The organism is Segatella paludivivens DSM 17968 = JCM 13650, from assembly GCF_000373185.1.
Lineage (GTDB): Bacteria > Bacteroidota > Bacteroidia > Bacteroidales > Bacteroidaceae > Prevotella > Prevotella paludivivens.
Window position 1 is genome coordinate 75,841 of the sequence record NZ_KB890632.1, and the last position, 14,436, is coordinate 90,276.

Annotated in this window: 15 protein-coding genes and 1 pseudogene; 13 read left to right on the forward strand and 3 right to left on the reverse strand. The window is 38.6% G+C overall.

The genetic code is table 11. The annotated features are described in order from the left end of the window. Positions 1–5 precede the first annotated feature (5 nt). Positions 6–944: an acyltransferase family protein gene (locus tag B045_RS0103860; RefSeq protein WP_025883854.1), complete on the forward strand. Its 939-nt coding sequence runs from the start codon at positions 6–8 to the stop codon at positions 942–944. 53 nt (positions 945–997) lie between these two features. Then, positions 998–2,362, forward strand: a complete 1,365-nt coding sequence (locus B045_RS0103865; protein WP_018462955.1) for a DUF6080 domain-containing protein — start codon at positions 998–1,000, stop codon at positions 2,360–2,362. Between the two features lie 16 nt (positions 2,363–2,378). Here B045_RS0103865 and B045_RS0103870 read toward each other — a convergent pair whose 3' ends face one another. Further along, positions 2,379–3,815 (reverse strand): lipopolysaccharide biosynthesis protein, encoded by a 1,437-nt coding sequence (locus tag B045_RS0103870; RefSeq protein WP_044067596.1) that lies wholly within the window; start codon positions 3,813–3,815, stop codon positions 2,379–2,381. A 108-nt stretch (positions 3,816–3,923) separates the two neighbouring features. Here B045_RS0103870 and B045_RS0103875 point away from each other — a divergent pair, with 108 nt between their 5' ends. The 11 genes from B045_RS0103875 (at position 3,924) to greA (ending at position 13,386) form a co-directional block, all read left to right on the forward strand. Beyond that, complete coding sequence (locus B045_RS0103875; protein ID WP_018462957.1) at positions 3,924–4,982, forward strand: glycosyltransferase family 4 protein; 1,059 nt, start codon at positions 3,924–3,926, stop codon at positions 4,980–4,982. Beyond that, entirely contained in the window at positions 4,979–5,812 is an 834-nt protein-coding gene (locus tag B045_RS0103880; RefSeq protein WP_018462958.1) for a LicD family protein, read from the forward strand. Before B045_RS0103875 ends, B045_RS0103880 begins: the two co-directional genes overlap by 4 nt. Before the next feature lie 14 nt (positions 5,813–5,826). After that, positions 5,827–6,546 carry an IspD/TarI family cytidylyltransferase gene (locus B045_RS0103885; RefSeq protein ID WP_018462959.1) on the forward strand — a complete coding sequence of 240 codons (720 nt, stop codon included), beginning with the start codon at positions 5,827–5,829 and terminating at the stop codon, positions 6,544–6,546. A 4-nt stretch (positions 6,547–6,550) separates the two neighbouring features. Next, a complete protein-coding gene (locus B045_RS0103890; RefSeq protein ID WP_018462960.1) occupies positions 6,551–7,591 on the forward strand; it encodes an NAD-dependent epimerase/dehydratase family protein in 1,041 nt (346 codons plus the stop codon). Beyond that, entirely contained in the window at positions 7,591–8,496 is a 906-nt protein-coding gene (locus tag B045_RS0103895; protein ID WP_018462961.1) for a hypothetical protein, read from the forward strand. Before B045_RS0103890 ends, B045_RS0103895 begins: the two co-directional genes overlap by 1 nt. Then, positions 8,493–9,395, forward strand: coding sequence for a hypothetical protein (locus B045_RS0103900; RefSeq protein WP_025883857.1), 903 nt, complete (start codon positions 8,493–8,495; stop codon positions 9,393–9,395). Before B045_RS0103895 ends, B045_RS0103900 begins: the two co-directional genes overlap by 4 nt. Positions 9,396–9,731: 336 nt before the next feature. Continuing rightward, a complete protein-coding gene (rplM, locus tag B045_RS0103905; RefSeq protein WP_018462963.1) occupies positions 9,732–10,193 on the forward strand; it encodes a 50S ribosomal protein L13 in 462 nt (153 codons plus the stop codon). A 9-nt stretch (positions 10,194–10,202) separates the two neighbouring features. Further along, entirely contained in the window at positions 10,203–10,589 is a 387-nt protein-coding gene (rpsI, locus tag B045_RS0103910; protein WP_018462964.1) for a 30S ribosomal protein S9, read from the forward strand. 117 nt (positions 10,590–10,706) lie between these two features. Then, positions 10,707–11,564: a 30S ribosomal protein S2 gene (rpsB, locus tag B045_RS0103915; RefSeq protein WP_018462965.1), complete on the forward strand. Its 858-nt coding sequence runs from the start codon at positions 10,707–10,709 to the stop codon at positions 11,562–11,564. Positions 11,565–11,673: 109 nt separating this feature from the next. Further along, positions 11,674–12,669, forward strand: coding sequence for a translation elongation factor Ts (gene tsf, locus B045_RS0103920; RefSeq protein WP_018462966.1), 996 nt, complete (start codon positions 11,674–11,676; stop codon positions 12,667–12,669). A gap of 249 nt (positions 12,670–12,918) precedes the next feature. Continuing rightward, positions 12,919–13,386 carry a transcription elongation factor GreA gene (greA, locus tag B045_RS0103925; protein WP_025883861.1) on the forward strand — a complete coding sequence of 156 codons (468 nt, stop codon included), beginning with the start codon at positions 12,919–12,921 and terminating at the stop codon, positions 13,384–13,386. 164 nt (positions 13,387–13,550) lie between these two features. On the opposite strand, the gene B045_RS0103930 is transcribed toward greA, so the two are convergent. Both B045_RS0103930 and B045_RS15045 read right to left on the reverse strand, forming a co-directional pair. Beyond that, positions 13,551–14,024 carry a hypothetical protein gene (locus B045_RS0103930; protein WP_018462968.1) on the reverse strand — a complete coding sequence of 158 codons (474 nt, stop codon included), beginning with the start codon at positions 14,022–14,024 and terminating at the stop codon, positions 13,551–13,553. A gap of 259 nt (positions 14,025–14,283) precedes the next feature. Further along, a pseudogene (locus tag B045_RS15045) lies at positions 14,284–14,436 on the reverse strand (IS256 family transposase); the annotation flags it as partial.

Below are 14,436 nucleotides of genomic sequence, written 5' to 3' on the forward strand. Positions count from 1 at the left end.
AGTGTATGAAAAGAAACGATGATATAAACTATACAAGGACAATATTGATATTGTTGGTGATATTGGTACATATCGTACCTTTTACCATATTGCACCCGCAATTAAAAGCGGCAATACTTTCATTCATGATGCCTACTTTCCTGCTCATCACAGGTTATCTAGTAAACATCAATAAAAGTTTTCGCAAATTCTCAATTTATTATCTTGGCATACTTGTTCCTTATGTCGTGATGACAGTTGCTTATTCTGTTGTTTCTTATTTTATGCCGGTGCGTGATGGCATACATGAATTGTCGGCAAGTGTTATTCTTGATAAGGTATTAGTAACATCTATTGGTCCGTATTGGTTTCTTCATACGATGTTGATTTGTGGATTGCTGTATTATGTATGTTTCGCAATTCCTTTACGCAAGGAGTATAAGATAGAGCGCTTGATCGTTTTTGGAATATCATTGCTTCTGTTATCATTGTTCACTCCTTTGCAATCATTAAAGATAAGTTCGTTTTATTTCATAGGTGTTTTACTTAGACAGACCGATTGTGATTTCGATAAGGTGTTCTATAAGTCACCCCTGTCATTGATTCCGTTCTGCATCTTGGTGTCTGATAAATCTTTCTATGATTGGGGACTGATCACAGTAATAGTAATGGCTTATTGCTTCATCTCTTTTTCTTCATGGCTTTACGGTTACATCAAGGATAAGAAGGTAAATAAATATGTTATTCTGGTAGGAATGAATACATTCCCAATATATATATTCCATCCAGTGTTCACCATGGCTGCTAAATTCTACAAACCTTGGTTAGCTTTTGATGCATCAGGTTGGTTGTTAGCAATCGTTACGATAATCATTGCCATATCTGGAAGCCTTGTTATGGCATGGATATTAGACAAGACTAGGACTTGCTATTTGTTGGGAAAAGAAAGTATATTGAGATTATGATGCGTTTCTTCATTTCATAATCAGTTGTTGCGATAGATATAAATATTAAGTAAATGAATATATTTAAGATACATAAAGAGGAGCGTTGGATAGCACTACTCACATTATTGTTTTTGTTATGTTTGAATTGGATGCTTATTTCCAATTATCCTGATAGTTTCACTAAAGGTGGAACTCTTGGTTATTGGTCTATATTTTCCAAAAATTTCCGTGTGTCCGGTTATGATTGCTGGTCATATGTCATGCTTTCAAATCTTCGCATACATTTTGAGACCACCCGTCATCCTTTGTTCCTGTCAATATTATATCCACTATATTTGCTAAATCATGGTATGATGTGGCTGTTTGGGTCTAATTTCGCTGTTTATATCATCGCGCTATTACTCCTTTTCTGTTCTATCTATTCTGTGCTGTTTATGTATAGAATCTTTAGACAGATATTGGAACTTCGCAAGTTCGATGCCTTCATGTTTACAGCAATGTTCTTGGGCATAGCTCATGTTATGGTTGCAATGATAGTGCCCGATCATTTTGTTATTTCTCTCTTTCTGCTTACAATGACTTTATATATAGCAGGACTGAAAATAAAAAATAAAAGTAATTTTAAACTGTGGCAGATCGCTGTGTTGTTTTTTGTGACCAGTGGAGTTACTTTGACTAATGGTGCAAAGACATTGCTCACAGCTTTGTTCGTTAACGGCAAGAAGTATCTAAGTCCTAAATCAATAGCCTTAACTGTATTCCTTCCGCTTGCATTACTATTGGGCGTGTATTGGTTTCAATACAATGTGTTTGAAGTTCCACAGAAGCAAGTAATACATAAGATAGAAAAGAGCAATAAAGAGAAAAAAGGTGCTGAGGTTGCCAAACATAATGCTATCAGAGATAAGTGGATAAGCGCGCATACAGGCAGACCATTGAGCGATGCTCCTTTACTTAATTTGACTGATGCGACGACTCCTCGTGTAGAGACGATGGTAGAAAATCTATTTGGTGAATCAATACAATTACATCAAGGCCATCTGTTAGAGGATTTGTCTTTTACACGTCCTATGTTTGTTAAATATAATCATTGGTTTAACTATGCTGTAGAGGCAATAATAGTAATCATGTTTGCCTTCTCTCTATGGCGTGGTCGTAATGTCAAGTTATTGCGCATGTGCATGGCTTGGTTTGCGATAGACATCATACTTCATCTGGTATTAGGTTTCGGTATCACCGAAGTTTATATAATGTCGGCTGATTGGATATTTATCATCCCGTTGGCATTGGCTACATTGATGCACCTTTCTGATGACAGGCATAAAATAGCATTGCGCTTCGTTTGTTCATGCATTACTCTATACCTTCTGTTGTGGAATACAAGTCTCTTGGTTAGTTATCTCACTACTCCTTTTGACAAGATTCCTAAGTTTTAGAGCAATTAGAAACATTCTATTTGTTACGATGAAATATGTAGTTTATACATTCATCCAGCATCTTAACTTTGGCAAGTTTCATTACAGTGAAATATATTAAGACTGACAATATCATTTTGAGGATCAGTCTTAATACCATACTGTCAACAAATGACGCAATGAAATAAGTTATCGACATTACTGCTAGTGCTGAAATAAAAAATGGAAATATATCCTTCAGTGTGTCTATATATTTCAGACCTATAAGTTTGTGTGCATAGTATTGCCACACTGCTACCCAACCGATATTAAGAACAGAGTAGCCCGCAATCATTATCACAATGCCCAGTTTGCCTAGAGCTATAATTAATACGATTGAACTCAACAGCAAACCAATGTTTCCCCAAAGATATAAATCTGAGCGTCCTTTGCTTATTATTAAATTTTGGAAAGTACCGTGCAATGGCAGAAAAGCTCCGCTGATACATAGAATCTGAAGCAGAAATACACTTTCTGCCCATTTACTTCCTATTGCCAAAATAATGAATTCTTGGGAAATTATAGCAAGTCCGAACATGACGGGGAATGAAAGAAAAGCCGTGAATCTTACCATTTTGCGAAACACGTTACGCAGTCTTTCTTTGTCATCGTCTAAGGATGAGAATACAGGTTGTGCCACTTGTGCTACAGTTCCTGAAACCAAAGAATAGGCTTTGTTGTTCCAACTGTTAGCCTGAGAAAAATTACCTACAGCCTGAACAGGAAACAATCTTCCGAAGATTACAATCAGGATGTTATTGCTTACAGTGTTTATGATAGATGTAAACATTATCTTGCAACTGAATCCAAACATCTTTCTTACTGGTTTGAAGTCAATATGTATTGATGGACGCCAAGGTATATACATAAATTTTCCAAGGCTTGTTATCAGTACATATATAATCTGCTGCCATACAATACTCCAATAAGCCATACCGTTAAGAGCCATAACTATTCCTACAATTCCAGATGCTACCAGTGCCTGAATACGAATCATGGTAGCCTCCTTCACTTTCAGACTCTTGAAAAGATAAGCCTGTGGAACAATTCCTATTGCTGATAAGGGTATTGTTATGAAAGACACTCTTGAAAGTGTCACAATTTCTGGTTGCTTATAGTAAAATGAAATAAGCGGAGAACAGAAGAATAGCATGATGTATAATGATGTTCCCATAAGTAATGAAAACCAGAACACTGAATTATAATCATTGTCTTCTGTCTTTTTCATATTTACCAGTGCCGAGGTGAAACCACTCTCCTGTATTGCTCCAGCTACGGCTGGAAATATAGCAAGCATGCCAACTAGTGCATAGTCTTTTGGTGAAAGAAGACGAGCTGTTATAATACCAAATAGCGCACCCAGAACCTGCATGCTACCATTGTTCATCGCTCCCCATAATATACCTGTGGCAGTTTTCTCTTTTAATGTCTTCATTGTGAATAACAACCTTTTATCGTGATATAATCAAGATTGTATATGCAAATTTAGTATTAAAAGGTGGATAATCAAAGAAAAAACATTATTTTTGCAAATAAAATCTGAATGAAAGTATACTATTATCATACAATAGACATACGTAATGTTTACCAACAATGGCGTAATGGAACGTTCCCAGGACATTTCCTGTATGGTGCTACCCATCTGCGCAATGAGGGAATAGATGTTGTCATGCATCAGCCCATACGACCTAAACAGCGTTGGAAACTATCATTACATACAGCTTTTAAGATCCTTACTTGCCATGAGCATTTTGATGCTATATATGCTACTACATTCCGTGGACTTGAGATCATCATTTTTCTTAGGGCTTTAGGTCTTTTCCGACGTCCTGTTTGCGTGTGGCATCATCAGCCTGTTGTGAAGGCAAGAAGTTTCTTTCGTGAGATGATTGCCCGATTATTTTATAAGGGCATTGATCAAATGTTTTTCTTTTCAGATAAGATCATACAGGACTCTTTACATTCCGTTAAGGCAAAGCGTGAACGCATGCATGTCGTAAGATGGGGTGCTGATTTGAAATACTATGATGCGCTATTAAATGACTTTGATAAGAGTTCGCGTTTCGGATTTATTTCAACAGGAAAGGAAATGCGCGACATGCCTACATTGATAGGCGCTTTCAATCACACGTCTGCGCCTCTTGATATATATTCATGCAGAGAATATCTTGGCACAAACTATGAACGCATGTTTGCCGACATGGAGGTTCATGATAATATAAATATTCATTTGATCGGAGGTTTGGCTCATGCTGAAATGAGTAAACTGGTTAACAAGTCACAATGTGTCGTGATATGTTGTTTTCCCGCAAATTATACAGTTGGTCTTACTACTGTTGTTGAGGCTTTAGCACTTGGCATTCCTCTTATTTGCACTAAAAATGTGCAGATGCCAATGGATATTGATCATGAACATTGTGGAATAACAGTAGAACCTGGTGATATGGGTGGATGGGAAAAAGCAGTGAATTATATTGCTGAAAATCCTGATGTCGCATCCGATATGGGACGCCGTGGTAGAGAATTAGCTGAGAAGGTCTATAATCTTGACAATTGCGCTAAAGATGTATCGGCAGTCTTGAAAACATTAATAAAAAAATGATGAAGGTATTCAATACAGGAGAGACGCAGGAAAGTCTGCGTCAGGAATATAACCCTGATGGTTCGGTTCTTCGCCGTGGTCAGCTGCGTATGCTCGATATGCTTATCTATTTGCAGAATGTCTGCAAAAGCATCGGCATTCCGTGTCGCATTGATGGTGGAAATGTGCTTGGAGCATTGCGTCATGGTGGCTTTATTCCTTGGGATGATGATATAGATGTTGTAGTGAGTTATTCTGATTACAACAGATTGTGCAGATACCTCATCGCACATCCTCATCCGCAGTATGTGCTGCAGAATAATGAGACCGATCCTGGGCATTATAAAGAATGGGCATGCCTGCGTGACCTTAAGAGTGAACATCTAAGCAGTGATGCTCAAAGTGAGAGAGAAAGTCGCTCACATAAAATTCAAAAGTTTCGTGGATTGCATATTGATATCTTTCCTTACGAGGGTTATATGATACCTTGGCTTCAGCATTTTGCTGCCAAACTTTCATGCGTTGTCAACTTCGACTTGGCTGGAAGATACCCACATTTGGCACAAGCTGGATATAATGTCCTGCATTATGCAGTGTTCCCTCTGTTCAGAGTGATAGGTCACATCTTTGGTAATCCCGATTTGTATATGCATTCTTATGGAGCGTGGTTCTATGAGCGCAATCCAAAGCGCATCATGATACCGCATAAAGACATCGTCTTTGAGGGACATACTTTTGAAGGACCCGCTGATCCCGAAGAACTTTGTCGCATCGCATACGGAAACTATATGGATCTGCCACCTCATGATAAGCGAGACAGACATAAAGTAGAAATTGTGTTTCATGATTAATAATAAATAAGACTATGAATATTGCTGTAATTTTTGCTGGAGGTTCTGGATTGAGAATGCACACTAAGTCTCGTCCAAAACAGTTTCTTGATCTTAATGGCAAGCCTATAATCATTTATACGCTGGAGCTTTTCGATAATCATCCTCAGATAGATGCTATCGTTGTTTCATGTATAGATAGTTGGATTCCTTTCTTGGAAAAGATGCTTCGTAAGTTTGAGATCACAAAGGTTGTGAAGATTGTTTCCGGTGGAAAGACAGGACAGGATTCTATTTACAATGGCTTGTGTGCTGCCGAGGATATTGCAGGTGGCAAGGATGTCACTGTGTTGATACACGATGGTGTACGACCACTCATCAGCGAAGATACGATTACTGATAATATCAACAAGGTTAATGAGTGCGGTACTTGTATCACATGTGTGCCTGCTACAGAAACTTTTATTGTGAAGCAGCCCGATGATACATTGGAAATACCTTCTCGTGGAAATTCATTGATAGCCCGTGCGCCACAAAGTTTTCATCTCGCTGATATAATCGGTGCCCATCGCAGAGCATTGGCTGAAGGCAGACATGATTTCATCGATTCATGTACGATGATGAGCTATTATGGTTACAAGTTGGGAACGATAATCGGGCCTATGGAAAATATTAAAATAACAACTCCTACTGATTTCTTTGTGCTTCGTGCTATGGTCAAGGTACACGAAGATCAACAGATATTTGGACTTTAGAAATATGAATATAATAGAGAAACGTGATATCGACAACTTTGCCGGAATGTTTCCGCTTGCCGAGATGTTAAGAGAACGTAGGTTTGTCATTACAGGCGCTACAGGATTGTTGGGCGCATGTATGGTAAAGTGTCTTTTGGCTCTTAATAAAAGATATTCACTTCATTTGCATGTCACAAGTGTGGTAAGGAATAAGGAAAAGGCTCTTCGTATATTTGGAGAAGAAACAGCCAGCCATGACTTCTATATATATGACTTCGCGTCATCAGAATCTTTCAGTCCTTATGATGAGGCTGATTATATAGTTCATTTCGCCAGTCCCACAGCTTCAAGATATTTTCTTGAATATCCTGTCGAGACTATTGTAACGGGAATACGTGGTACAGAGAAGGTGCTTGAATATGCATCTTCACATTCCGTTGAGTCCATGGCATACATCTCTTCTCTTGAAGTTTATGGAACTGTTTATGATGATACAACCCCGTTGACAGAAGATCAGCAGGGATATATCAATCCTATTGATGCCCGCAGCAGTTATCCTATTGGTAAGCGTGCAGCCGAATGTCTTTGTCATGCTTATGCTGTTGAAAAGTCATTACCAGTGCGTATAGCCCGACTTGCTCAGACGTTTGGTGCTGGTGTATCTAAAGATGACAATCGGGTGTTTGCCCAGTTTGCTCGCAGCATCATCTCTGGTAGCGATATCATATTGCATACAACAGGAGAACTTAGCAGATGTTATTGCTATACAATAGATGCCATAAGTTCTATACTCTATATTTTGTTGAAGGGAAAAGATGGTGAAGCCTATAATGTGGCTAACGAAGATACATATATTTCCATTGTTGACATGGCACGTTACCTTTGCACGGAATTCAATCCTGATGTAAAACCAGTTATTGAGTTAAAGGACGGAATGGGTTATTCGCCTGTCACCAAGTTGAGACTGTCAACAGAGAAGATGCGTTCTCTTGGTTGGACTCCGATGTATAGTATGCACGACATGTTTGCCAACCTTATCGAATCGTTAAGAGCTGATTTGTAATGAAGAATATATTTGCCAGAGTTTATGACACTCTTTTTAATGTCTGCAACAAGCGTGACTTGGAAAAGTGGGATGTAACACCTCAATCAGATAGAAATATATATGGAGTGTATCATGTGTATTGTGATACTGACTGGGAAAGATTGGTTATCAAGCAGATAGAAAGCCTTAAAACCAGTGGACTCTTTGATGCTACTACAAAGTTTTATGTAAGTTGCATCACGAGTAATGAGAGTGATGTTGATAAATTGAAGGAGATTGTTGGTAGTGATAAACTACAGATAATATCCGTCACTGATAATCCGCGCAGATATGAATATCCTGCATTGGAATTTGTAAAGCAGATAAGCGCTGCAGAAGATTGCATGATATATTATTTCCATACAAAGGGGATAAGCTATCAGACTTCAGACTGTACTGATCATGCCTTTCTTTCTTTTAAGAATAAAATTGTTGCATGGTGTGAGATGATGGAGTATTTCATCTTTTTCAAATGGAATGTTGCTGTCAATGCTCTTAACTCTGGCTATGATACTTATGGTTGTTATCTATGGCCTCCAAGAAAACAGAAGATGTATTCTGGAAGTTATTGGTGGGCAAATTCTTTGTATATCAGGACACTTCCTAATTTCAGAGAAGACGTTATAGCTCATGATCGGTTTTATTCCGAAACATGGCTCTTTGAAAATACTCATAAGTTCTTTTCTGCATTTGATACAATTGCTGATTTGTATTTTGTTCGTATTTCTCGTTCGTTGTATGCAAAGGGAACAACCAAAGTGGTAGATAAGTTGAGGTTTATTTTTATGTATAACTATCGAAAAATTCAGAAGCATGTCTTTGGTTATAACTATAAGAAGATATGTCAGAAGAAGTTTCAGAAACTTAAAAATAATAAGGGATGAATATTTTTTTAAGGATATATAATACTCTGTTCTGTACGATGCAGAGCCAGGATTTATCTAGATGGGAGCATCCTGTAAATACAGATATGCCGATATATGGAGTTTATCATGTGTTTTGTGCAGACGGATGGCAGTCATTGGTTAAGGCCCAAGTAGCACATCTGCGAACGAGTGGACTTCTTGATGCCACAGCCAAACTCTATGTAAGTTGTGTGGCGTTGCATCAGGAGGACGGGGATATCCTTAAACAAATCGTCAATAGTGATAAATTAGAAATAATATCTGCTGTCGATAATCCTAGAGTCTTTGAGTATCCTGCATTGGAATTTCTTCGAGAAAAGGCTGAGAAAGAAGATTGCCTGTTCTATTATTTCCATACCAAGGGCGTTTCTTTTTTCACAGAAAAGCGCAAAGACCATCGTTTTGCTAAGTTCAAGCGTAGAGTTGATGCGTGGAGAATACTCATGGAATATTTCCTTATGGATAAATGGCAGGCAGCCGCAAACGTACTTCTTGATGGTTATGATACTTATGGATGTAATCGTTGTCCGCCCAAACCAGCACCTTATAAAATGTATGCTGGAAACTTCTGGTGGGCAACTTCTAAGTATATTCGTACCTTACCGCATTTCGATTACACCGCTTTGCAAAATAATCGTTTCTATGCTGAAGACTGGTTATACGATAACCATCTAGAGGATATCAAAGATTTCAGTGCCTTTGACACCGTTGCTCAGTTGTATCGTGTATATTTGCCACCGGCTTTTTATCAAACCAATTCAAAACCTGTATTCCCATTATTGAAATTTATATTTAGATATAATGTAGTGAAGATAAGGAAAAACATCTTCAAATATAACTATGATAATCATCTAAATAGAAAATATCAGAAATCTTAAATCATATTCGATAGATCATTTTCCTTTGACTTAATTTAGTTAACTATTTAAAATATAGTTAATTAACTGTAAATTTAAGGATTGCGTCATGCTCTTGCATCATGAAGTAAGAATAAAATATGTACCTTTGCACACCGATTACAGGGGCGACTCTTAGAAACCCCGGTAGTGCAATGGTGTTAATAGCTTTACTTTTGGCCGAGTATCGCAGTTAGTGAATCTATTGCACGGCAGAGAAAAAGCTATGGATGGTCTCTTTTAGACTGGAGGCGCCGTGAGGTCTCTGTTATAACAATGTAATTAAACGTTTTTTAGTAGTAAAATTTAATTTTTAAAATGAACACTTTAAGTTACAAGACTATTTCCGCTAATAAGGAAACAGCTAAGAAAGAGTGGGTCGTAGTTGACGCCAGCGATCAGATTGTAGGTCGCCTTTGCTCTAAAGTAGCTAAGCTGCTTCGCGGAAAGTACAAACCAAACTTCACACCTAACTGTGATTGTGGTGACAATGTAATCATTATCAATGCCGCTAAGGTAGTTTTCTCTGGTAAGAAAGAAACTGATAAGGTTTACACACGTTATACTGGTTACCCTGGTGGTCAGCGTTTCAACACTCCTGCAGAACTTCGTTCTCGCAAGGATGGTGTAGATAAGATGGTACGCCACGCTGTAAAGGGTATGCTTCCTAAGGGACGCCTTGGTCGTGCTCTTATGGATAACCTTTACGTATTCGATGGCACAGAGCATGATAAGACTGCTCAGAAGCCAAAGTCAATCGATATTAATCAGTATAAATAATTAAGTAAGATGGAAGTAATTAATGCAATTGGTCGCCGTAAGAATGCGGTAGCTCGTGTATACCTTTCTGAAGGTACAGGCAAGATCACTATAAATAAGAAAGATTTAACAGAATTCTTTCCATCAGCTATACTTCAGTATGTTGTTAAGCAACCTTTACAGTTGATGGAAGCTGAAGGTAAATACGACATCAAGGCTAATCTTAACGGTGGTGGTTTTACAGGTCAGAGCCAGGCTCTTCGTCTTGCTATTGCCCGTGCACTTGTTAAGATTGATGCTGATGACAAGAAAAAGTTGAAGGATGCAGGATTCCTTACACGTGACAGTCGTTCTGTTGAGCGTAAGAAACCAGGTCAGCCAGGAGCTCGTCGTCGCTTCCAGTTCAGTAAGCGTTAATCCAACTGAACGTTCCTGTTTAGTATCTAAATCGGGTAGATCTGTCCTTCGGGTGGCTACTATCCGACTGATTCTAATAAGAATTAAAAAAGAAAGTAAACATTTAAATTAGGAAAAATGTCAAGAACAAATTTTGACCAGTTACTTCAGGCAGGTTGCCACTTTGGTCACCTTCGTCGCAAGTGGAATCCATCTATGGCTCCTTATATCTTCATGGAGCGTAATGGTATTCATATCATAGACCTTAACAAAACTGTAGCTAAAATTGATGAAGCTTCAGAAGCTCTTAAGGCAATCGCTAAATCAGGTAAGAAAATCCTGTTCGTCGCTACTAAAAAACAGGCTAAGGAAATCGTAGCCGATAAGGCCGCTTCAGTAAACATGCCATACGTAAACGAGCGTTGGGCTGGTGGTATGTTGACTAACTTCCCTACTATCCGTAAGGCAGTTAAAAAAATGGCGAACATCGATAAACTGATGAATGACGGTACATTCTCTAACCTCTCAAAGCGTGAGTTGTTGCAGATTACTCGTCAGCGTGCTAAGCTTGAGAAGAACCTTGGTTCTATCGCAGACCTTACTCGTCTACCAAGTGCACTTTTCATTGTAGACGTAATGGTTGAGAACATTGCTGTTAAGGAAGCTAACCGCCTGGGTATTCCTGTATTTGGTATCGTTGATACTAATTCAGATCCTAAGAACATAAACTTCGTTATCCCAGCTAATGATGATGCTAAAGACAGTGTTGAGACTATCTTGACTGCTGTTTGTGGTGCTATCGCTGAGGGTCTTGAGGAGCGTAAGGCTGAAAAGGCTGACGAAAAGGCTGCTGCAGAGCAGTCTGAGGAAGCTAGTGAAGGCAAGAAGCGTACTCGTAAGGCTCGCAAGGATGAGGCTGCTGCCCCTGCTCCTGCAAAGGAAGAGACAGTTGCTCCTGCTGCTCCTGCAAAGGAAGAAGCTCCTGCTGCTGAATAATTAAATAGGGTCTTATAGGATTTTGATAGGATCTATAAGACCCTAATAAATCATATAAGACCCTATCACGTTTTTTTAGAACTTTATTTTATTAAAGAAAATCAATATTATGGCTATTTCTATTGAAGATATTAAGAAGCTTCGCGCCATGACAGGTGCTGGTCTTGCTGACGTAAAGAAAGCCCTTACTGAGGCTGAAGGCGATTTTGACAAGGCTAAGGATTTACTTCGTGAGCGTGGCTTGGCTATTGCTGCTAAGCGTTCTGATCGTGAGACATCTAATGGTTGTGTTCTTGTAAAGAGCGTTGACGGTTTTGCAGCTATGGTTGCTGTAAAGTGCGAAACAGACTTTGTTGCTGCTGGTAAGGATTTCGTAGAACTTGTTGAGAACATCCTTGATGCTGCTATTGCTGCAAAGGCTAAAACTATCGATGAGGTTAAGACTTTGAAACTTGCTAATGGTGATGAGGCTGAAACAGCTGTTCAGCATCGTTCAGGTATCTCTGGTGAGAAGATGGAGATTGATGGTTACAACTTCCTTGAAGGTGATAACATCGCTGTATACGATCACATGGGTAAGCACACTCTTGCAACAATGGTTCAGTTGAGCGCTAACAACGATGAGGCTGGTCATAAGGTTGCTATGCAGGTTGCAGCTATGCGTCCTGTAGCTCTTGACGAGACTTCTGTTCCTCAGGCTGTTAAAGACGAGGAGTTGAAGGTAGCTATCGAGAAGACTAAGGAAGAGCAGGTTGAGAAGGCTGTTGTTGCAGCTCTTAAGAAGGCTGGTCTTAATCCTAATCTCGTTGACTCTGCAGAGCATATCGAGAGCAACATCAACAAGGGTTGGTTGACACAGGAAGAGGCTGATAAGGCAAAGCAGATTAGCGAAGCTACTGCTGCTGAGAAGACAGCTAATCTTAACGAAACAATGATTCAGAACATCGCTAAAGGTCGTATGGCTAAGTTCTTCAAGGATAACTGCCTTGTAGATCAGGAGTTCCAGTTTGGTGATGGTGATAAGATCAGCGTTCAGGATTGGTTGAAAGCACAGGGTGGTCTATCTATCGTTGCTTACAAGCGCTTTACACTTGCTGCTGAGTAACATTCCCTTTGTGGATAAATATATAAAGAGTCGGAGTTATTTCTGGCTCTTTTTTTTGTTACTTACAATTAGATTAAGACATAGTTTCCCTGTAACCTTATTTCCTTTTGTGTCCATGACAACGGCAAAGAAATTACAGTACACACAAAAAAACAAAGTACATCAATTACTCCAATAAAATATTTGTCATTTGTGGCATGATATTTACGAAATAGTAATACCTTTGCAGCCGTAAAACTGAAAATCATGATAGAATACATATCACAGGAAGGATACGACAAGATGGTTGCCGAACTTCACGAGCTTATGACCGTTGAACGTCCACGTATTTCCGAAGCAATTTCCGAGGCAAGAGATAAGGGTGATCTTAGTGAGAACTTTGAATACCATGCCGCTAAACGTGAACAGGGCAAGCTGGAAGGACGTATAGACCGTCTGAAAGTAAAACTCACCAATGCACGTATCATTGAGCGCAGCCGTCTTACCACAGATGCCGTACAGTTATTTTCAACTGTTAAGCTCATGGACCTTACGCATAACCGTGAAATGAAATATACTATTGTGAATCCTATGGAAGCCGACTTCTCCACAGGTAAGATTTCTATTAAGACACCTATTGCCCAAGGACTGCTTAAGAAACGAGTAGGGGACATCGTAGAAATAAAAGTACCTGCTGGAATGTTAAAGCTCCGTATTGATGAAATCTCTATCATGTAAAATCCCCACTTCACTTTAGACAAAAGTGCGTAAATACGCAAAAATCTCTAAAGTTGTAGAGTGTATTTGCGTAGGACCTTGTCAAAAAACATATTGATGAAATAAACAAGCCATTTCATTAAATAGCCCTAGTGGCTTAATGAAATGGCTTGCCCTTGTTAATATCAGAAATTATTATCTTTATCCTTTTGTTTGAGAAATAGTTGATATAGTTTTTCCCCAATCTTATCTTTTTTGAATTCTCGCTCATGTTCTATCGGCGATGTTGATAATCTAACTTTTGATATTCCTTTCTTTAGTAATTCAAGTTGAGCAGGTGTTGCTATGAATTGAGCTGTAGAGCTTATATTCCCAGAAGCATAATTTGTAGATTGAGAATCAATATTAATAGCCTTACCATGTAACTTAATTATTTCGCCATCGAATGTTTTAAGTAACATTGTTGCCTCTTTAAGAAAAAGCGAACTATTTGATGTTACTTTTACGATAATAGAATATACTGAATCTTGTTTAGCTATGCTATAATCAATGCAACATCCTTCTTCTGCTAATGGTTTATATGAATAACTAACTGTTTGTGCATAGCTTCCGCATACTAAGAGAAGCATAAGCGAGATTACGAGTGTTTTAATTTTCATTGTATTCTAGTTTTTGTTTGACTAAGTGTGTTTTGCTAACATGGGTTAGAATATCTGTTCACTTCAACAGGCGGAGATATTTTAACTTCAATTATAGCGCTTGACGTAAAGATAAAAACTTTTGAGTAAAATAAAGCATAAATCGGGTACGTCAACTGAACTGTGTCATAGTATCTGATTTCTTTAGTCCTTAACCTCAGATGGGGGATGCGATTTTTAATCGCATTTCACAGATGAGGAGAAAATCACGGCAGCAAAGTTACATAATCTGAAACCTATCACCAAATTTTATAGCTAGTTGTTGCGCACTCTGTCCCCAATTTACCAATGGTCTTATCCATTTCTTCTTTATATTTCGGTATGCCAGATACACTAATTTCTCCAATGCTGCATCACTAGGAAACACACCTTT

Excerpts from the sequence above, each read along its gene's own strand:
- B045_RS0103860 (WP_025883854.1), top strand. The coding sequence starts at position 6 with ATGAAAAGAAACGATGATATAAACTATACAAGGACAATATTGATATTG.
- B045_RS0103865 (WP_018462955.1), top strand. The coding sequence starts at position 998 with ATGAATATATTTAAGATACATAAAGAGGAGCGTTGGATAGCACTACTC.
- B045_RS0103870 (WP_044067596.1), bottom strand. The coding sequence starts at position 3,815 with ATGAAGACATTAAAAGAGAAAACTGCCACAGGTATATTATGGGGAGCG.
- B045_RS0103875 (WP_018462957.1), top strand. The coding sequence starts at position 3,924 with ATGAAAGTATACTATTATCATACAATAGACATACGTAATGTTTACCAA.
- B045_RS0103880 (WP_018462958.1), top strand. The coding sequence starts at position 4,979 with ATGATGAAGGTATTCAATACAGGAGAGACGCAGGAAAGTCTGCGTCAG.
- B045_RS0103885 (WP_018462959.1), top strand. The coding sequence starts at position 5,827 with ATGAATATTGCTGTAATTTTTGCTGGAGGTTCTGGATTGAGAATGCAC.
- B045_RS0103890 (WP_018462960.1), top strand. The coding sequence starts at position 6,551 with ATGAATATAATAGAGAAACGTGATATCGACAACTTTGCCGGAATGTTT.
- B045_RS0103895 (WP_018462961.1), top strand. The coding sequence starts at position 7,591 with ATGAAGAATATATTTGCCAGAGTTTATGACACTCTTTTTAATGTCTGC.
- B045_RS0103900 (WP_025883857.1), top strand. The coding sequence starts at position 8,493 with ATGAATATTTTTTTAAGGATATATAATACTCTGTTCTGTACGATGCAG.
- rplM (WP_018462963.1), top strand. The coding sequence starts at position 9,732 with ATGAACACTTTAAGTTACAAGACTATTTCCGCTAATAAGGAAACAGCT.
- rpsI (WP_018462964.1), top strand. The coding sequence starts at position 10,203 with ATGGAAGTAATTAATGCAATTGGTCGCCGTAAGAATGCGGTAGCTCGT.
- rpsB (WP_018462965.1), top strand. The coding sequence starts at position 10,707 with ATGTCAAGAACAAATTTTGACCAGTTACTTCAGGCAGGTTGCCACTTT.
- tsf (WP_018462966.1), top strand. The coding sequence starts at position 11,674 with ATGGCTATTTCTATTGAAGATATTAAGAAGCTTCGCGCCATGACAGGT.
- B045_RS0103930 (WP_018462968.1), bottom strand. The coding sequence starts at position 14,024 with ATGAAAATTAAAACACTCGTAATCTCGCTTATGCTTCTCTTAGTATGC.